At 41.0% G+C, this 20963-nt stretch carries 16 protein-coding genes; all 16 read right to left on the bottom strand.

What is annotated here, in order from left to right:
* Positions 1-215: 215 nt before the first annotated feature.
* Positions 216-1253 carry a [FeFe] hydrogenase H-cluster radical SAM maturase HydE gene (gene hydE / locus ABFV83_RS18890; RefSeq protein WP_349946054.1) on the bottom strand — a complete coding sequence of 346 codons (1038 nt, stop codon included), beginning with the start codon at positions 1251-1253 and terminating at the stop codon, positions 216-218.
* 49 nt (positions 1254-1302) lie between these two features.
* On the bottom strand, positions 1303-1665 hold the full coding sequence (locus tag ABFV83_RS18885) for a VOC family protein (RefSeq protein ID WP_349946053.1): 363 nt from the start codon (positions 1663-1665) through the stop codon (positions 1303-1305).
* Positions 1666-2252: 587 nt separating this feature from the next.
* On the bottom strand, positions 2253-4217 hold the full coding sequence (locus tag ABFV83_RS18880; protein ID WP_349946052.1) for a methyl-accepting chemotaxis protein: 1965 nt from the start codon (positions 4215-4217) through the stop codon (positions 2253-2255).
* 69 nt (positions 4218-4286) lie between these two features.
* Positions 4287-6833, bottom strand: coding sequence for an EAL domain-containing protein (locus tag ABFV83_RS18875; protein ID WP_349946050.1), 2547 nt, complete (start codon positions 6831-6833; stop codon positions 4287-4289).
* A gap of 385 nt (positions 6834-7218) precedes the next feature.
* Positions 7219-7404, bottom strand: coding sequence for a hypothetical protein (locus ABFV83_RS18870; protein WP_349946049.1), 186 nt, complete (start codon positions 7402-7404; stop codon positions 7219-7221).
* A gap of 105 nt (positions 7405-7509) precedes the next feature.
* Positions 7510-7848 (bottom strand): MBL fold metallo-hydrolase, encoded by a 339-nt coding sequence (locus ABFV83_RS18865; protein ID WP_349946047.1) that lies wholly within the window; start codon positions 7846-7848, stop codon positions 7510-7512.
* Between the two features lie 41 nt (positions 7849-7889).
* Positions 7890-10070: a 3'-5' exonuclease gene (locus ABFV83_RS18860; RefSeq protein WP_349946045.1), complete on the bottom strand. Its 2181-nt coding sequence runs from the start codon at positions 10068-10070 to the stop codon at positions 7890-7892.
* Positions 10071-10313: 243 nt separating this feature from the next.
* The gene (locus tag ABFV83_RS18855) at positions 10314-10979 is read right to left on the bottom strand and encodes a methyltransferase domain-containing protein (protein ID WP_349946043.1); all 666 of its coding nucleotides are present in this window, start codon (positions 10977-10979) and stop codon (positions 10314-10316) included.
* Positions 10979-11521 carry a PadR family transcriptional regulator gene (locus ABFV83_RS18850; RefSeq protein WP_349946042.1) on the bottom strand — a complete coding sequence of 181 codons (543 nt, stop codon included), beginning with the start codon at positions 11519-11521 and terminating at the stop codon, positions 10979-10981. The genes ABFV83_RS18855 and ABFV83_RS18850 overlap by 1 nt, the downstream gene beginning before the upstream one ends.
* Positions 11522-11601: 80 nt before the next feature.
* The gene (locus tag ABFV83_RS18845) at positions 11602-12204 is read right to left on the bottom strand and encodes a DUF11 domain-containing protein (protein ID WP_349946040.1); all 603 of its coding nucleotides are present in this window, start codon (positions 12202-12204) and stop codon (positions 11602-11604) included.
* Positions 12205-12501: 297 nt separating this feature from the next.
* Positions 12502-13482 carry a hypothetical protein gene (locus tag ABFV83_RS18840; protein WP_349946039.1) on the bottom strand — a complete coding sequence of 327 codons (981 nt, stop codon included), beginning with the start codon at positions 13480-13482 and terminating at the stop codon, positions 12502-12504.
* 261 nt (positions 13483-13743) lie between these two features.
* Positions 13744-14451 carry an alpha/beta hydrolase gene (locus tag ABFV83_RS18835; RefSeq protein ID WP_349946037.1) on the bottom strand — a complete coding sequence of 236 codons (708 nt, stop codon included), beginning with the start codon at positions 14449-14451 and terminating at the stop codon, positions 13744-13746.
* A gap of 437 nt (positions 14452-14888) precedes the next feature.
* A complete protein-coding gene (locus ABFV83_RS18830) occupies positions 14889-16637 on the bottom strand; it encodes an ABC transporter ATP-binding protein (protein ID WP_349946035.1) in 1749 nt (582 codons plus the stop codon).
* Positions 16630-18414 (bottom strand): ABC transporter ATP-binding protein, encoded by a 1785-nt coding sequence (locus tag ABFV83_RS18825; RefSeq protein ID WP_349946034.1) that lies wholly within the window; start codon positions 18412-18414, stop codon positions 16630-16632. Before ABFV83_RS18825 ends, ABFV83_RS18830 begins: the two co-directional genes overlap by 8 nt.
* Positions 18415-18573: 159 nt before the next feature.
* Positions 18574-19542 (bottom strand): AraC family transcriptional regulator, encoded by a 969-nt coding sequence (locus tag ABFV83_RS18820; protein ID WP_349946032.1) that lies wholly within the window; start codon positions 19540-19542, stop codon positions 18574-18576.
* Between the two features lie 26 nt (positions 19543-19568).
* On the bottom strand, positions 19569-20951 hold the full coding sequence (locus ABFV83_RS18815) for an ABC transporter ATP-binding protein (protein ID WP_349946031.1): 1383 nt from the start codon (positions 20949-20951) through the stop codon (positions 19569-19571).
* Positions 20952-20963: the final 12 nt, after the last annotated feature.

Raw genomic sequence — 20963 nt, 5'->3', positions numbered from 1 at the left:
AACACTGGATGTTCACTTTTTGAGCATAGTATAGGCGATTGATCCGGTAAAATCAATAGCAATGTCCATCTTTGAAATGATTTTAAAAGGCAGATACAGGCTGATGTAAAACCGCCTGCTCTGCCTTAAACCATTGTCCGGCTCCTTATTTACTAAGCATCAAATCTTCTTCCCATCATGCAGCCGGTTCACCACAGACCGGACCAGGCTCCTTTTCACTCCTTAAAATCCCCTCTTTTTTCTACCACATTGTAACCAATGGAGGCAACACGGTTTCTCAGACAGACATTACACTCTGCCGCTTCCTCTCCGGTACAGATCTTGTTGTCATACAATTCATATTTCTTCCGGACACCTATGGGGGATAAATTGGGCATGAGGACATTGGCTCCTGATAAGATCCCTTTTTCCCTTCCCTTGGGGTCAAGAGTCCCTAATGCTGTAGTGGAAGGCAGCAGCGCTCCCGGCAGCATCAGCCTTAAAATCCCTATGAGAAACAGGGTGAGATCAACGCTTCCCGCAGGGAAGGAGTTAAAGGGCGTATCCTTATGAGGAATAAAAGGGCCTATGCCGACCATGTGGGGGGATAGTTCTTTGATAAACTCCAGATCCTCTGCCAGGCACCTGGCCGTCTGGTAAGGGGAGCCTACCATGAATCCGGTGCCCACCTGATAGCCGATCTTTTTTATATTCCTTAAGCATTCCTTCCGGTTTGCCAGGGACAGGGAATCCGGATGAAGAAGGGAATAATGTTCCTCATCTGCCGTTTCATGGCGGAGGAGATAGCGGTTTGCCCCTGCCTCATAATATTTCAAATACTGGTCATAGGTTTTCTCCCCTATGGAAAGGGTGATGGCACAGTCCGGGTACCTCTCACGGATGGTTTTTACAATATCCACCATCACCTCATCTGTAAATGCAGGATCTTCCCCTCCCTGAAGCACAAAGGTCCGAAAGCCCAATCCATATCCGGACTCACAGCAGGAGAGGATCTCTTCCTTGCTTAGCCGGTACCGGCTGGCATTTTTATTGCTTCTTCTTATGCCGCAGTAATAGCAGTCATTTTTGCAGTAATTCGTAAATTCGATCAGTCCCCTGATATAGACTTCCTTTTCATAATGATCCTGACTATAGGACCTTGCCAGGGAAAATAAATAATCACTGGTATCTTTATCATAATTTTCCAGCAGGTAAATGAACTCGTCCTTTTCCAGGTTATGAGTTTCATACAGCTTATCAATCAAATGCTTCATTTTCTTTGCTCCTTGCTCTGTAGTTTCCGCCGCCCGGGTTATCCGCTCCTTACCCCATATTTTCCACAAGCTGTACTCTCATGCCATTAGGATCTTTTATAAAGGCAAATCTTACGTGGGGATTTGGCTGTACCGGTTCTCCTAAAATAGCCGCGCCTTTTTCCTTTGCCAGAGAAAGGGTCTGATCAAGGGATTTCACCTCAAAGCCCCAGCTGATATCATCTCCTACGTGGATTTCCCTGTCCCCGCCGCATATCAATTCGATCTGTGTTTCCCCGCCGCCTAAAAATGCAATTTCAGTACCAGGGCCGGCAGGAAATCTTCTGGTTACCTTAAGACCAATGATCTCCTCATAAAATTTAATTGATTCTTCTAAATTCTTAACGTTTAAAGTGCTCCAGCAAAACTTCATAAAAATTCCTCCTGTTTTAATCCATTTTTTTATTTATCTCAACCCATGGTGAAAGGATATCTGTACTTAAATCATACCAGAATGACATGTTTATTCTATCATTTTCTATATAATAGTTAAAGACAATTTTATAACAATTTTTCCCACTCCATTCCATCCTTCATATCAGTAGCCAAAAGTATGATTTAATCAAAAAAAGTCCCAATTACATAAGATTTATAATACTATTATCCATTATAATATAAAATATAGAGTCCAAGAAGCTTAATAAACTTAATAAGAAAACTTTTACAGGCTTAAAAGTAAGATGAGATGCACCTTGTAAGATATCTTTTATGAAATACGAAAGTTACAACATCAGCGATAACAATTACTTTCCTTGGGAAGAAAGCGCCTGCCACGTATATGGAGAGCGTTGGAATCACTATTTTGACGGGAGTTGAAAAGCTTATGCTTGATGATTTCCTTCGCCATATCCCTGAATAAATAATACATGCTCCATGTTAAGAACAGAGACAAAAAACCGGCTGCATCCTGGTAAACTTCACCAGAAATGCAGCCGATAAGTAAATCATCATAAAAGCCGTTTATCTCTCATTATTTAACTTGAATTTTTCCACCTGCGCGCGCAGTGTTGCAGCCTGAGCAGACATTTCCTGGCTTGTTGCAGAGTTCTCTTCTGCGGTAGCCGCATTGGTCTGCACCACAGCAGAAACTTGAGAAAGCCCTATCTTTATCTCTTCAATGGCACTGGCCTGATCCATGGAAGACTGCTCGATTTTAACAATGCTTTCGTTTACCTTCAGAGCATTTTCTCTGATGTTACGCAAGATCTGGGCAGCCTTCTCCGCTATCTGGGAGCCTTCCGCCACGGTAGCTGCTGAGTGCTGGATCAGCTCCGCTGTCCGCTTTGCGGCTTCTGAGGACTTTGAGGCAAGATTCCGGACCTCATCTGCTACAACCGCAAATCCCTTTCCCGCTTCTCCTGCCCTGGCAGCCTCAACAGCGGCATTCAAGGCAAGAATATTGGTCTGGAAGGAAATATCTTCAATGACTCTTGTAATACTGGTGATCTGGTCAGACGCTGTGCTGATATCCGTCATCGCCTCAGTAAGCCTGCTCATGTGTTCATCTCCGTCATTGACGCTGGCACCTGTCTCTCCCACATATTGTGCCGCCATTTTAACATTGGACGAATTTTCCAAAGCCTGCTCCGCAATCCTTCCTATGGAAGCTCCCAGTTCCTCTATGGAAGCGGCCTGTTCTGTGGATCCTGCCGCAAGATCCTGGGCTCCGTATGCAACCTGGCTTGCTCCTGTGCTGACCTCTTCAGAGGCCGTATGAATCATAGACAAGGTTGCTGAAAGATTTCTCACAGAATCGTAAATAGCAGTCTCAATCCGCCTGAAATCACCGATGTATTCCTGAGCAGGGCCGGTCCTAAGATTGCCTGCCGCAATCTGCTCCATATTTCTCGTGATGTCTTCCACATAAAGAAAAAGTGTCTTAACGGAACTGTCAATGCTGGATGAAAGCTCCCCGATCTCATCCTTACTATTAATTTCCGGCGTTTCCTCTGTTAAATTTCCTTCAGAAAGCAATTTCATGCGGTTTGTGATCTTTATAATTGGATTTGCTATCCCTCCTGCAAAGAAAACCGCAATCAGTATCCCCCCGGTCAGCATGATCAGGGCTGCGCCCAGAAGGCTGAATAACACGGTGCGGATGGAAGACGTCATTTCATTGATAGGTGCCACTGCACCAAAATACCAGCCGTTGTTTCCTGACACAGGAGAATAATAACAGATCCGTTTAACGCCGGCATAGGAATAGGTATCCACACCGGAAGCCCCTGTGATCATCTTGGCATAAACTTTGGCTGCCGATGCGTAGCTGCTGTCTGTTTTTGACATTTCAATGAAATTCCGCTGCTCCTGCACCAACTCCGGCCTCATATTGGCAATCATTGTCCCCTGGCTGTCAATGATAAATATATTTCCTGTTTTACCTACTCTGAAATCACCGATCAGACCGCTTAAATACATCCCATCAATGCCGGCAATTAAAACCTTGCCATTCATGGGAGTGTACACCTGGAGGACAAAAGCTCCCTGGCTGTCAGTGTAAGGAGAAGATATGACGGTTTCTCCCCCCAAAGCTTTGTTTAAAAGGTCCTGGGAGCCAATGTTGCTCCCCTCGTGTCCCCCCGGCCCGCTTCTGATGATTCCATTTTCATCTGCAACCGCAAGATACAGCCAGCCTTTCTTCTTTGCAAGCTTTTCAAGCTCAGCAGAGGAAACCGACGAAAGCCCAAGCTCAGCCACATCCTCTAAATCACTTGTTAAATCCTCTACTTTAGCGGAAAGGGCCAGATTGGCAACCGCCCCTAAGGACGCAAGGTCATCCCTGACATTCTTTAAAATCCCCTGATAGCTGGTAAACAGGCTGGTAATTAGGTTTACCGCTGTCAGCACTAAGATCAGCAGGCTGGTAAAGAGTATCAGCTTGAACCTGATGGAGACTGCTCCTTTTTTCTTAAGTTTATTCATCATCCTAAGACCTCCTTAATTAATTCCTACGTATCTGTAAGTTCCGGCCTTTTGAAAACCCAGCATCTGCTCCTAAGCTTCTGCTGATCCTTTCCCAAACCACTTTTCAATACTTTCTGCATCGCATGGCTTTGCAAAATAATACCCCTGGATATAATCACATCCCATCTCCTTTAGAATCTGCCTTTGTTCAACTGTTTCCACCCCCTCACACACCACCTTTAAATTCAGTCCATGAGCCAGCTCTGTAATGCTTTTTATTACCTGACGTTCTGTTTCGCTTTCAAGGGCTCGTCTTAAAAACGACTTGTCAATTTTTAATATGTCAATAGGAAGGACTGTCAAATAATTAAGGGAGGAATATCCGGTACCAAAGTCATCCAGGGCAATGCTGACCCCAAGGGACCGCAACTTTTTGAGAATCTCAATGTTGTCCTGGGAAAACTCCAAAAGAACGCTTTCCGTAATTTCCAGCTCCAGCTGGTTTACCGGAAACCGGGTCTCATTCAGGACCTCTTTTACCTGATCATAGAAATTCTCATTGCGCAGCTGATGGACTGAGATATTTACGGACAGTTTTCCGATTTCATAGCCGCTGTCAATCCAGGCCTTTCCCTGCTTACATGCATTTTTTAAGATCCAGCTGCCAAGAGGAATGATCAATCCCGTATATTCAGCCACCTCTATGAATTCAAGAGGCAGGATCATGCCTAATTTTTCTGAATACAGTCTTGCCAGGGCCTCCACTCCTCTTATTTGATCCCCTGATAAGTCCTGCTGCAGCTGATAATAAATCAGAAGGTTATCCTTTGCCAGAGCTTCTCTGATGCATGCCTCCACATTGGATTTTCTGATAATTTCATCATGCATCTGTGCACCGTAGATGCAGTACTGGTTTTTTCCGCTTTCCTTTGCCTTGTTAAGAGCCGTATCTGCGTTCCGAAGCACATCATTAGCCGTCTGACCGGCTTCAAGACCATGGACAACACCTATGCTGACAGATAAATAAACTGATTTTTCCATCAGTACAAAGGGGGCACCAAAGATGCTTAAGATAGTCTGGCAAATCTTTTCCACCTCCCTGATGTCCTGATGATCCCTGATGAGAATTAAAAACTCATCCCCTCCGAACCTTGCCACCATATTTTCCTGGCCAAGGATCTGTGACAGCCGGTTGCCCACCTGCTTAAGCAGCTGGTCGCAGAAATCAAGCCCAAGAAGATCATTGTGAATCTTAAAATTGTCCAGATCAATCATAAGTATGGAATACTGACACAGCGTTTCTCCTATGTTTTTTAAGGTATCCTCAAGGGTACTCATAAACTTCACCTTATTAGGCAGCCCTGTCAGCGTATCATAAAATGCCATGTATTCCATTTTTGATTCTTTCTGCTTCCGGTCTTCAATATTGGACACAGCCCCTGCAACCTTGCTGGGAAGGCCTTCCCCGTCAAAATAGACTTTTCCCCTGTTCAAGACCCAGGTATAACTGCCATCCTTATTTTTGATGCGGTATTCCCGGTGAAATTCCCGGGTCTCCCCCTTTAAGCAGGAGTCAAATGCTGCCAGCACTGCCGGATAATCCTCCTGATGAATGGTCTCTTCCTGCAAAATGCCCCGGAGCCCATGACCTTTGGGAGCATTTCCGGTAATATCGATCCATTTATCGGAAGTAATGATCTCATCGGTCAGGAGATTCCATTCCCAGAGCGCATCATTGGCACTGTCAAGAGCCAGGGTATAACTTTCCTTCATCCGTTCCAGTTCCTTATGAAGGCTGGCAAGATGCTGGATGTTTTCATCTTTTTTAAAGAGCCACGTCTGCACATAGATGAGAACTCCCATTAAAAACAATATTAACACCGAGATAAACCCTAAAACCGCTCCGTTGGCATTGATGCTGTTTCCGCCCTTTGACAGCTTCATCGTCCATAGAGTATCCATGACAGGGATCTGGACTATGTATGGATTCCTGTCCAGCCAGGGGGAATCTCCCCAGATGAGATCTCCTTTTTTATTATAGAGGCTGATGTGGTAGGAATCCGGTACCGCCTCTTTGATCATCTTGTCCATATAAGAATTAAAGTTAAAAACCACAACAAAAAATCCGTCAAACTGACCGTCCTTATATAAGGGATACCGTATGACAAGCCCCAGCAGGTCCCTGGTGCCCTTTAGGATAAAGGGGTCATTGACTGTTATGATCCTGTTTTTAATTGCCTTTTCAAGGGCCTCCACCACCTCAGGACGTCCGTATAGGGAGGCTCCAATGGTATAGTCATAAATATCTGGATACACCATATCTGTGACCGTATCCTTATTTTTATGCTGGATATAGAGGATATCCGGGTTTTCCTTCATGTATTTGGCTGCCAAAATATCGAACTTGCGCTTATCGATTTTATCATCAATTTCATAATTATAAGCAAGGGAGATTAATACGCCTTCTGTTATGGCAATATGCTGCTGCACAGAATAGGACACAGATTGTCCGATGCTTGAAAGAAGAAAATTATTTTCTGACTGCTGGGAACGCAAAAGAGCAAAAACAATCGTCATGAAAATGATTAGCATTATGACCGTTTGTACGGCTATATATCTGGAATAATTATTTCTCATTACAGCCACCTCGGTACTGGTTTATTTCTCCATAGCCAGGCATTTCATTGAAATACAAGCCTCCTATGGAGGATACAAAAATAATCCCCCTTGTTTCTGATGGGAGAGAATATGACTTTCTTCTTTTCCCAATGCCCCACTTTTCCAGCTTTTTGTCCTTATAAATATTCTGTCATAATATAGTAATTTACTATAACTTACCACAAAAATCGACATATTTCAACATATAGTGACATGCCAAACATTGAAATGCATACTAAAAAAAAGCCTTGCTTATTGGCCATAATTACCGCCAATAAACTCAGCCTTTTGTTCCCTGATCCTCCGGCAAAAATACTTCAGGAGCCATTTACTTGATAAGCCCGTCCTCAACAAGGAAAACTCATTATCTCCGGTTTTCCAGTATTCCTCCATGATAGCAATAATAACGGTCTGCATCCAGAGAAATAAGTTTATGAAACGAAGCTTTGGCCGTATCCAGATCCAGGGTAAACTGTGGATTTGCGATGACCAGTTGGCCGCCCTCAATGACTGCTGCATCTCCTGTGATAACGGAATTGCTCTCCTTCAAAATGTTCCCCGTTCTTGACCTCTATGTCCACGGAAACCGGTTTTACCATTCTCAGGGATTCACAGAATTGAATTCCAAAAGTCTTTTGCTCTTTGGGCAGCACATTCAGCATTTCTTCCGCCTGTAACAAACGCAGCGATTATTCCTGCCCGAAATATACCCGCTTTCCGCATGGCCTGCCACGACCTTAATCTCAGGATATTTTTCCTTTATTTCAAATAAAGCCCCCATGTGGTCGTCATCATGGTGAGTGATCAATACCTTTGTTAAGGAGCCTGGATCAATACCCTTTGATTTCATCTCTTCTTCTATTAAAGGCAGGAAACCGGGATATCCGCAGTCCACAAGAACAACATCATTGGCGCTTAACAATAAAACCGGATGAATTGTCCGGGTTTCATTCTGATATTGAAAATTTATATCCAGCATAATTATTTGATCCATTTTTCATTACCTCACAAAATTTATCAGCATATTAATCAAATCTACGATTCTCTTTCTTTAAGCAACGGACTGGCCTCTCCTCTGCAGAACAGGTTGAGCCTGTGAAGAGCCCTTGTACAGGCGATATATAAAAGCTTTTTATCATCCGGGCTGTAATAATTTTCAGCATCAGCGTCACATATTAAAACAGCATCAAACTCAAGCCCTTTGGACATATAGACCGGTATAATGAATACACCATGTAAATCTGTTGTGCTTTCGTTTTTTATTAATTGGATATCAGCTTTGTCCTTTAAGCACTCAAAGAGAAAAAGGGCATTTTTTTCAGTTTTACAGATTAGTCCGATTGACTGATACCCCATTTCAAGACAGGCTTTCACTTCTGATGCAATCATATCATGAAACGATAATTGGTCTTCAGCCGCAAATATCTCCGGCTCATCCCCCTTTCGGTTAAAGCTCTTTATCTCTGTGCTTTGTTCAAGGAATCTTAAACCATAATTTAAAATTTCATTTGTACAGCGGAAGCTTTTGTCCATTGTAACAAGGGAAGCTTTTTTCTTATTAAAGATTTTTCTGATCTGCTGGTATAAGGATAGGTCTTCTCTTTTTTCCAGGGTCTGGTTGATATCCCCCAGTACCGTAAATTTTGCTTTTTGAAACAGCAAACGAAAAATTTCAAAATGGAGGAGATAGTAATCCTGTGCTTCATCAATTACCACTTGCTTAATGGCTTTATATTTATGAACCCCATATATTTTTAAATTCAGATAAGTGAGAACCGTTGCATCATCATAGTATAGCAGATTGGTATCTAAATTTTCCTGGGTAAAGGTTAAAATATGGTCCATGGAGCCGGGAAGCTCTATATCTTTTGCCAGGCTGTAAAAATATTCTTTATCATGGAACAGCTTTCTATAAACAGCCTTTACATCAAGTTCCATGAATTTCAGCATTTCTTCATGAATCAGAATTTTTTCTGATTTCTTTAAGCGGGATTTTCTTGACTCGCTGATCAACTCCAATATATATCCCTTTATCAGCTTTAATCTCATTCCCAGAGGGGTTTCGTTTCTTCCGGATAATACTTTCTCTTTTATCATTTCTCCGCTTATGATGCACTGGCCGTCATAGCAGACATCCTCAAAATTCATCCATTTGTGGGGAAGATCATCAATGAACCGATCCAGTATTTCCAAAAACCGGCGGGATGTTTTGAATTCTATGGTGCTTTTTATAATATCTCTGTATTTAAAATTTGAGATCAGGTTTTCTAAAAATTGATTTCTCGATTGTACGTGCTCATTTTGCAGAACAGAAGCAATGATATCCTCAAATACCACCGAAACAACATGATCTTCTCCAAGCTCGGGCAATACATTGGAAATATACTGCTCAAATAAAGAGTTTGGTGAAATAATCAATATATTGTCAGCAGACAGCTTTGAGGACAGACCCTGGTACATAAGGTAGGCTGCCCTGTGAAGAGCAATGGACGTCTTGCCGCTGCCTGCCACTCCCTGTACCATCATCAGATCATTTTCCATATCCCGGATGACAATGTCCTGTTCCTTTTGAATGGTTTCTACAATGGTTTTCATCTTAGGAGAAGTATTCTGGGACAGCAGCTTCCTTAAAAATTCATCGACAATCTGTACATCAGCATCGAAATAATATTCCAGCTCCCCTTTGGTAATTTCATACTGGCGCTTTAAATTAACTTCTCCTGTGATTCTTCCGCCAGGAGCATCGTAAAATACCTGCCCCAATACAAAACGGTAAAAAACACTTGCTATAGGAGATCTCCAGTCATAAATAAAAAATTCATTCGTATCATCTTTCTTTAAGGAGGTGCGTCCAATGTAGACCTTTTCAAATGTATCTTCATCATCGAACTTAAAATCAATCCGGGCAAAATAAGGAGATTGGATCATGTTCTCCAGTAACAGGATTTTGTTTTCTACCGCTTCATAATCGGCGATTTTATCTGTGATCGGATCCATATACTGGTTTAAGGCGGCAAGGGCTTCAAAGCCTTCGCTACTCCATAGATTTGATATGGAGTGAGATGTATTATCACGCAGCTCTTTCTTGGCAGAAATTATGGCAGACTTATTCTCCTCATTGCGATCTCTGGCTTGATCCACATGCTTTTTCGCTAAAGCAATGGTTTGTTCCAGCCTGCTCTTTTCAAATTCTGATTCCGTCCGGTTATTATCCATAACAAATACCACCTCTCTCATAGAATCGGCAGAAAATTTATTTCCTAAACCGTTATTCAGAATAGTCTAGCACAACCCGTATCATAAAAACAGTCTTGTTGTGGCTGGTTGTATATGTTATAATTAAGGTGGAAAGAGAAAGGTGATTGCCCCAGACGGACAATCACCTTTCTTTTCATATATGCCATATTTCATAAAACACAGTCTGGATCTGTATAGTAAGCATATTACATGACACTGCTGCTATAAAGCTGACTTCTTTCCTGTTATGCATAAACCGAAAAACTCCTTGCTGACAGCAGTATCTTTTAGCTTTGACTGACTGAGCAGGCTTTCTATCTCACCGGCCGTATATGAGGCATTAAAAGAAGTTAAAAAGCCCGGACGGATCTCTTTGGGCCTGGTTGAGGAATAAAGGAACCACTTGATCAGAGGGTTAACATCACGGCGCATGTCTGTGATGCAGAAAAGTCCCTGGGGCTTTAATACTCTGTCTATTTCATTAAAAGCCTTTACAGGGTCTTCCCATTCATGAAGGGATCCGTTGGAAAAAACAGCATCAAAGGAGCTGTCCGGAAGCGGCATCTGCATACAGTTGCCTTCAACGTAGGTGGTTCTTTTTTCAAAGCCGTAATCCCTCGCATTCTTTTCTGCAAGCCTGATCATTTCCCGGCTTATCTCGCATCCGGTAAGAGAAGAATCTGGAAATCTCTTAAGCCACTCAAGGCCAATATACCCGGGACCTGGGCCGATCTCCAGTACATTTCCTTTTGTGATCCCTGCTTTGATGAAGGCGTCTACATTGTTCCAGCCCTTATCCCGCATGATTCTGGCGAAATCGTCGAAGATTTCTACCGTCATCTTATCCTGAATGCCTTCGTGTGTTTCTATAATTCTTTGCTTTTTCATCATCTCTCTCCCTTTAAACTCAAACGCTTTAATGTTTCCTCCGCCCATTCAAGCTCTGCCCGGTAATGGTGCAGATGATGGCTGAATATGATATTTACCATTGTTCTGTCCTTCTCCGGTACGAAATCCATGGTCTCTTCCCTGTGTTTTTCAATATTGGATATCGTTGCATTCAGCTTATGAATATAGGCCGTTAAATGGCTTAAAATCTCTGCATTTTCAATGTAATCTGAAAAGTAGAAAACACCGTCTGAAGGAAAGACCGGCCGGTATTCAAATTCAACCAGCCCGGCGATCATGTTCTTAAATGCCGCGATTCCTTTATCCGTAATCGTATAAATCGTTTTTTCCGGCCTGCTGCCCGGCTTTTCTCTGTTTGCAGAAAGCAGATCATCTGTTTCCATCTTTTCCAGATGATAATAAATTGTCGGCAGCTTGATCTGCGTAAAATCGGAAAGCTGCTCTGCAATGATCTTTTTTATCTGATAGCCGTGCTGGGGGCCGTATCTTTGAAGTAAACCAAGAATATAAAGGGGGATCATAATATTCGCCTTTCTTAACAAAAAATAGTCAGTACTGACTATAATTATACTCAGCGCTGACTATTTGTCAAGATTATTATTTAAAATGCTTTTTCTACATTGCTGGTCCTGCCTTGGATACCACTATGGTAATCTGATCCTTCTTCAGTTGCTACAACTATACACATTGATGATACGTTGTTCAGAAAATCAGGGTCCGGTGTTGCTGAAATTACAATTGCCGTATTATTTATACACCCGGAAGCTGATTCTGATACTGTTCCTCTGATGATAATGGTTCTTGATGCTCCAGCCGGCAGTGCTCCTATATTAAGAGATCCCAGCCATGGATTAAATGCTGCCCCTCCATGGGGTGAATATTCAGGTCCTGTAATGCTGGCTGAAAAATTATCATTTACAATCACGTTTTCTGCAGTATTGGGGCCTGCATTGGATACTACAAGAGTAAAGGTCATCTCTTGTCCTGGAGCCACTGGATTGGGACATGCAGTTTTTGTAACCGAAACATCTGCTTGTGCAGGAGTTAATATTGGTGTCTCTGATGTTGAAGTGTTATTCTCCGGATTTGGGCCTGGTGTTATATTCTGTAATACAACAGGTACATTAGCTATTCCAGAATCTCCAGCATCCATAGCAGCACTTCTATTTCTATCAAATATAATTTGACCTGATACCGTTGCCATATTTTTTAACTCCTTTATATAAATTCTGTATTACTATAATATTCTGCCAAGCTTTTTTTGGTGACCTCCCCTCTTATCTGCATAAGCCAACGGATTTGTTATTTACAATCAATTTTATGTTCAGAACAGGGAACTTTACGCCTATTTCTGCATATCATGCTGCACGTTTTATCCTCCCGAAATTTAGGAATAAAAAAGAGAACCTTTTACAGTTCTCTTAACTTTACTTTGACTATATCATTTGATGCGGCTGAAATCTTTTTGTTTCCATAGACAATTAGACAATCAAAAATATGACTAGAATTTACTTAAAATGTAATTCGCTATAGTACTTATATCTTTACTATTTCCAGAATCATTTATTTCCTGGTCCAGCTTATAATCATTTGTAAATGACCCATCAGCCTCTTGCAGGAAAACAGTAGCGATAGGATCTCCAGTTGCGCCGTCATAGTTATCTGCAACAATAATGATTATATCCTTCCGCCCATCCTTGTTTACATCTTGAAATGAAACTGCTTTAACATCTATGCTATAGGGAAGAGCTGCATAGAAATTATAAAGAATATCTCCATCTTCATTGGTCAAATAAAATACAACAGGTATATGGTCACCTCCTGTTAATTTTCCTGATACGAATTTAACATTACCCCATGAATTTAAATCCACCATAAAGGTTTGTTCTTTGATAAGCTCAAGACCCTTTATATTTTTAAGATTATACGGAGTAAACTCAAACTTGCCTTCTGGAAGGCTCATTACTGTATCATTTGATCTCCCGGTTATTGTAATTGTTGCCTCAAGGGTGTTATCCGATTTAAATAAAAGTTCAATCTTTCCCTTATTTCCCCTGGAATCATTTACAAGCTGGCACTCCGCTGTATCATTATTAACGGTTCCTTCAAATTCTGCGCTATCTATATTGTATGCCGGTCCATTGCCAACTGCACTGACCTCTCCCTGAATCTTCCCTTCCCCAATCTTTGAAATTAAAATAGATAAGCCGCCATTATCTGGGAAATCGGAATCAGTATTTCTAATCCATGTCTTTTTAAGATATTGCTTATAGTCAATTGTATTACCTGCTGCTGTTGCAGCCGCTGTAGTTGTTGTTATAGATATACTCTCTTCTTGAGATTCTGTGGTTACATTATTTTCTGTAGAAGCTTCCAGGGACGGTTTCTCATTTTGTTGCAGACTATTGGTTGTGTCATTTTTTCCACAACCTACAATAAGGAGAGAGGTTGTGATAATTGTAAACAGCATCTTTTTATTCATTATTACCTCCAATGGCAGTTCTGATAGATTTTGTTGATACACATCATCCTACGTATATAAAACAATTCATATTATAACATTATCTCTTCCAGCTTTCTATCTTTATTTGGAACCGGCTTTTTTTAATCCTTTGGATGTTGTATCCCTTAATGATAATATCGCTCTGACTGATTTTTGACAAGCGATTTTTTTCCTAATAATATCCAAATTATAATGAATATGCCCTGGAGCAGTATTATTACCGCTCCAGGGCACCCTGAATTATTTAAGAATGTTTTTCTCAAGCCATTTTCTATAAATAGCCAAATCTTCCTCTGTGTGAAAATAATGCTCAGAAGCATCTGAAACAGTAAGATTGCAATTGAATCTTTTAATAAATGATGATAAGATATCATACTCACAAAGTTCATCTTTTTTCCCATATAGAATTGAGGTGGGAGCACTCCATTTTACAATTGGGTTATTCATAACATACCGGTAGTAATCCCAATATAAAGTTTGACCGATGGGTAGAGATACTTCTTTTTCCCTACATAGCTGTTCTTCCGTAACATCAAACCATTTCATCATATTTTGAATCACCCGGCTCATGTCTACCACAGGAGAAAAAAACAAGCTCTGCTTTATCGCTTCATCTTTATAAGCCAATAAACTAAAATATGCTCCCATACTATTGGCCCATAAGCTGATTGAATCTGATTTTTCGGTTGCAAATGTTATAACCTTCTTCAAATCTGAAACGCAATTTTCAACATTGCAAAGTGTCGGTTCATTTTTTCTGCCGCCGTGTTCCGGTAAATCAAAACTAAGCACCTGATAACCTGATGGAACGACTTCTTCGGCAAGTATGTGAATTGGAATATCTGATTTTGAAGACATATTGCCATGTACAGCAATAAATAGTTCTGTGCTGTCGTTTCCCCATAAAATAGCAGGAATACCTTTTATTGAAATATTTTTCTTTAACATGTTTCCTCCAAATTATAGAGGTATTATCCTCCATAGATAATTGTATGTTGTTTTTTTATGCATATCATATTCTCCTTTCTTAGTCGTTTAACAGCTGTGTGCCATGGGGGGTTTTTAATCCCATCATTCTGCCTTTAAAAATATCTTTATGGAATATCACTCGTTTATATATCAAATTGATATGGTTTTTTATATTACTCCTTATTATAAATTTTGTCAATTAACTTGATACCAGATTTATTGATCTTGATCTTACTCATTCACAAACATCTGAAAAACCTAATGAATTATGTTACTTAACAAGGACACCCGAATTTACTGTTCTGATGTCCTTAACTTTGCCTGTATGAAATTGTAATTTTGAAATCAAATCTTGCAGACTTTAAACTTCCGCATTGCTCTTTTACTTATGTTTTTTATAAAAGGTTTATTTTGTTTTATTCAATATACCACCCTTCTGCCTTTTCACGTATTTCAACAAATTTCTTATAGATCCCGTCTTTTTTTACCAATTCCTTATGGGTACCACTTTCAACAATTTCCCCATGATCAACAACAAGTATCTGATCAGCATTCTCGATGGTTGCCAGACGGTGGGCGATTGTGATGATCGTCTTTCCTTTTGTTAATTCTGAAATCGCTGCCTGGATATAGTGTTCATTTTCAGGATCAATGGAAGCGGTAGCTTCATCCAGAATGACGATAGGCGCATCTTTTAAGATTGCCCTTGCAATCGATATTCTTTGCTTTTCCCCGCCTGAAAGCGTTCCGCCGCCCTCTCCAATTACCGTATCATATCCTTCCGGTAAGGCTGTGATAAAATCATGGCAGCAAGCCTTTTTAGCTGCACGTATCATTTCTTCCTCTGTTGCCTCAGGATTTCCAAAACAGATATTATTCCCAATGGTATCATGGAATAAATAGACGTTCTGAAATACCATTGAAATATTGGACAGCAGACTGTCACAGGTAAATTCCTTTACATTAACACCGCCTACTTTAATGGATCCGCTGTTTACATTATAAAACTTTGCAATCAGGTTGCAAATCGTGGTTTTTCCGCTTCCAGATGATCCAACTATTGCAGTCGTGGTTTTTTCCGGAATTGTAAAGCTCACATGGTTTAATATCAATCTGGAGTCATAACCAAAAGATACGTCACGAAACTCTATCCCATAGTGAGTAAGGGGAATCTCCCTTCCTCCTTCATCAATAAATTCTTCGGATTTCAGTGCATCCAGCTGATTCATGGCGTTTTCAATAACACCCAGAACATGTGCACTATCGCTGATTGGTTCAATGGAAGCAAATACGCTGAATGACAGGAAAGATAATAACAGCATATTAGAGACTGATATCTGATCCGTCCAGCCAAGATAAAAGCTTGACAAAAGTAGACCAAGAGAAGCAATTTTCAGCACAAGTAAGTGCAGGCAGTTGCCTGGTACAAACCCCCATTCGATTTTCAAATGAATTATTCTGCTCTCTTTGCAAGCCTTTTTCATGGTAGCTATGGATGCACCATCCTGTCCAAAGGATTTTACTACAGGCAATCCTCTTGCATATTCAATAGCCGCATTGGTAAGATCACGATCCGTTTGCGCAGATACAGGAGCATTCGTCATACTATATCTTGAAATTACCACCAGGAATAAAAAGGAACCGGCCACACCTGCGATTGTTATTAACGATACCATTGGATTAATTACAGTAATCCATATGAAGATGCATAGGAAATTCAGATATCCTCCGATAAAATCATTGACCATTCGGATTCCCATATTCTCTAAGGTATGCAGACCTGTTGTGATTGAATTTAAGATATCACCGGTATTCACATTCTGAAAATATCCCAGAGATACCCGTTTTAGCAAATCGCCAATTGCAAGTCTGTCTCTGGAAACCAGCTCATAGCTGATTGCTTCCTGAAATATGGCTCTAAGATAATCAAAGAGAAAACGAAGGAATATAAAGAGTAACATCAGTATAATACTGAGCCCGATCCATTTCGTATCAAATTCAGCCCCTCCCCTTTTCTCCTCAATCACCATGCCAACTGTATATGCAGCTATAATAACTGGCATTGCCGCAAACCATGAGGAAAAGAAGGAAAATACAAACCCTATATATAATTTCCCTTTAAATTCGCCGCACCAGTTAATGATTCGTTTTATTGTTTTAAACATTCTGGCTCACTTCCTTTCCCTGTAATCCGACAGACCATGACTTTGCGCCAATATGAGCCTTCCACATATCCTCATATAGGGGTGAGCTTTTCAGTAATTCATCCTGTTTTCCCTCAGCAGTAATATTGCCATTTTTCAGGACCACGATATTATCTGCATTCTTAATTGTAGAAAGACGGTGGGCAATCACCAAAAGCGTCTTTCCTTTTGTAAGTGCTGCAATACTGTGCTGGATCTTTTCTTCGTTTTCCGGATCAGTAAAGGCGGTTGCTTCATCCAAAATAACAACCGGTGCATTTTTCAATATCATTCTCGCAATGGCAATACGCTGCTTTTCTCCGCCTGATAATCTTTTTCCAGCTTCTCCTGCCAAAGTCTCATAACCCTTTTCCAGCTTACGGATGAACTCGTCACACTGGGCTGCTTTTGCAGCGGCATATACCTCCTGATCTGACGCGTTAGGATTACCTAACCGAATGTTTTCAAGAAGGGAACAGCGGAACAGAAAATTATCCTGCGTGACAAAGCTGACCGTATCTGCAAGCTGTTTGAGCGGAATGTCTTTTACATTCACACCGCCAATCTCTATTGTTCCGCCAGTTACATCCCAAAAACGTGCCAGCAATTTGGCAATGGTTGATTTCCCTCCGCCAGAAGGCCCTACCAGCGCCGTGAAGCTTCCCTGAGGAAGGCTCATATTGATTCCATGCAATACCTCATGCTCTTCTTTTCCATCATAGGAAAAGGTAACATTACGAAAACTGATATCAAATTTATTGAGTTTCACATTATTTTTTGCTTCTGGTAATGATGGCATATTAAGAAACTGCTGTAAATTTTCTATGGTAAACTGCATTTCCCTTATGCCTTCACTAAATACCTCCAGCTTAGCTAACGAACCAATCATGGACATGGATAACATACAGCAAAGTGCTGCCTGTGAAGGAGAAAAACTTCCCTGACTGTATAATAACAGCCCAGCTGGAAGCGTTCCAAGAAGTGTTGACGGTAAAAGGGCAAATGACAATTTCATGGTGACCCATGTGGAAGAAAGCCATTTTAAGATAAAATCACGGTAATCCGTAATTGCTCCTGCAAATTTCTCATAGGAAGTCCCTTCCCTCCCAAACGCCTTAATGACCTCAATTCCCTCGATATACTCAACGATTGTACTGTTCATATAACTATTGGATTCATTATATTTATCAAAATTCTTTCCGCTGATTTTATAGGTAAGCACCATGCAGACAAATGCAAGAGGCAGGGTGACCAGTGAAGCAAGCGCGACTCTCCAGTCCACCATAAAAAGTCCGGCAAGACTTACCAGCGGCAGTATGGTATGTCCGGTTCCTTCCGGAATCAAATGTGCCAGCGGAGGTTCGATGTTCTCAATTTTATCGACCATAATATTCTTTATTTCTCCGATCGAATGGCTTGTGACCTCTCCAAGGGGTGCATGCATAAATGCATCTGAGACACGAAGTCTTAAGTTCTCCAGAATATGGTAGGCTACCTGGTGGGAAATACCGGTTGAAAGCCCGAAGGCAGCCACCTTTACCACATACGCTCCCAGGATCATTACACCCCAATGAACCATGGAAGCATTTGTTACTTCATTTCCCGTAAATAGCTCAATCATTCTGTACACACAATAATATGGTACAAGACCTGACACGACGCTTATAATAGACAGCAGCACAGACAGCGAAAGTTTCCCTTTGCTCCCATTTGCATAATTCATCAGGCAGGAAAACCAGTTTTCTTTTTTCTTTTCCATATATGATATCTCCTTTCTTTCTGCATCGAATTCTGCCCTTTCCGTATGTAAAATCGGATATAGGAAGGCTTCCTTGATAAGGTTAAAAAATGGATCGTCAGAATTCTCCGACCATCCATATCATAAAACTATACTATGTTTTTTTCTTCTCCATACCGACTACTTTATTCCATTTGGACCAAATATTTTACGATACTCCAAAGGCGATTTTCCTGTTACCATTTTAAAAGCTGCCGAAAACTTGCCGGGGCTGTCATAACCTACTTTACCGGCAATATCCGTAACGCTCATATCGTTTCGATTTTTCAGCAGAACTGCAGCCCGGTTCATCCGGTATATCCTCATGTAAGTATTAACAGGGCTTCCATAGACATTTTTAAAGCAAATCTTCATGGGCGTGAGGGGAATATCGAAGCGTTCCGACAATTGTTCCTGTGTATAGTGCTTTTCCAGATTTTCTGTCATCAATTTCTGTATGGCTTTTATTTTTTCAACTTGGTTTTTATAAAAATAAGGTTTTTCCTCCAGGTTCTTTGGAAGCTCTAACGCGTCCAGATATAGCAGTAGTTCAAATATTTTGATTTTAAAATAGGGTATGCGGATCTTCTCCGGAACCATATAAAGTTCGCTGAAAATGTGCTCTATGGCAGGTGCATTATGAATCACCATGGGCTGCTTCCCCTTACAGAATTTCTTTTGCAAGCTTAAGAGATTTACAGGAAAATCCTTTATTTCTTCTTTTAAAGTTACCCCCACCTGATCCATATCGAAAGCAATCATCAGCCCATGGTAATGAGCAAGGGGAAATTCAAAATGTCCCTGATGTGTAATTCTCCGGTCTAATTTTAAATCTCCAGCCTCAAAATAAGAAAAAGCTCCTTCCGCTGCAGCATATTCCAGCCTGCCCTCCCTGCAATGATCAATACAGAACAGATTACGATTGGTGGTATAAGTTGAATCAAAACTTTCCATGTGGTAGTCATTATAGGAAATGCTTACTCCCGGAAATACCTGATACATTGTCATGATACCTTCTCCGGTATTATTTTTCATCTGAAAAACACTGCATTCTTTTGTTTCTGCCAAAAGAAGCATCTGTTCTTCTTCGTTTGTTTCCCGAAACCTCATAATCCAGCCCCTCCTTGATAAATATTCTATATCTTTAGCATTCTGTCGCAGGTAGAAAACATAAACTCTTTATCATGTGTCACCACAATTACGATCCGTCCCGAATCTGCAAGTTTCTTTAAACGAGTGGATACAATTTTCATATTTGCATAATCCAGTCCACTGGTCGGTTCGTCAAAAACCAGAACTTTTTTATCAGAAAGGATAGCGGTAACAATCGCCAGGCGCTGCTTCTGCCCTCCTGAAAGAGCCATGGGATGACTGTCGGCATAAGATAACAATCCCATTTGCTTTAATTCCGATCGTATCACAGAATCCTCCTGACTATCTCCTGACATTTTGCATTCTTCCCATACACTTTCAGCAAATAGCTGATGATTGACATCCTGCATGACAATAAAGCACTGCTTACGCCTCATTTTTTCGGACATTGCCTTTCCATCCAGTAATATGTTCCCGCTCATTTGTTTCATTAATCCACAGATACAACGAATCAAGGTTGTTTTCCCAATTCCATTATACCCTGTTATGGCAAGTATTTCACCCGGAAGTGCCGAAAAAGAAATGTTCCGGAACAGGGCTGACTTCTTTTTATATCCAACTGAAATTGCTTCTACAGATAATCCAATTACTTTTCCGGCAGAATGAGCTTCCGGAAGCTCCCCTTCTTCATCCTTCAAGCATCTTAAACCCATTCTTTTACGTGCCTGCTCCGGCAGGGTTAAAAACTCCTCTCTGGAATAAACCTGAATCAGTTCTCCATTTTTCAAATAGAACGCTCTGTCCAGCAAATCATATAAAAATGAGAGCCTGTGCTCGGCAATGATAATTGTATGACCATTCTGTTTTAGAATGCGGAGCAGTTTTTTTAATGAATTTATTGCAGAAAAATCCAGATTTGCAGTAGGTTCATCCAATACATAGACAGATGGATTCACGGCATATACCGATGCAAATGCCAGGATCTGCTTTTCTCCTCCTGACAGTTCAAATATACTCCTGCCTAACAGCTTCTCCAGATGAAGGTTATGAACGGTCTCTTTCAGTCTGGCTTTCATGTCTTCCTGACTTTTCCCCTGATTCTCCATTCCAAATGCAATTTCGCTATCCGTATCCAGTTGAAAAAACTGGCTCTTTGGATTCTGGAATACAGAACCAACCGATTCTGCAATCTTATAAAGCCTTGTTCTTGCTACTTCTATGTCTTGTATCAGTACAGTTCCTTCCAGTTGGCATTCCTCACAAAAATGCGGTATCAGACCATTGACCAGCTTTGTCACGGTTGTTTTTCCGCAGCCTGATTCCCCGCATAAAAGGATACATTCCCCCTGCCTGATCTCCATATTAATATTTTTTAGTATTTTGTCCTGACCACCACAGCCAAAGGATACACCTTGTATGGATATCATAACTTTTGCTCC

Origin of the sequence: Lacrimispora sp. BS-2 (assembly GCF_040207125.1) — a bacterium.
Classification (GTDB): domain Bacteria; phylum Bacillota; class Clostridia; order Lachnospirales; family Lachnospiraceae; genus Lacrimispora.
This window is presented reverse-complemented; position numbering and strand designations above follow the sequence as displayed.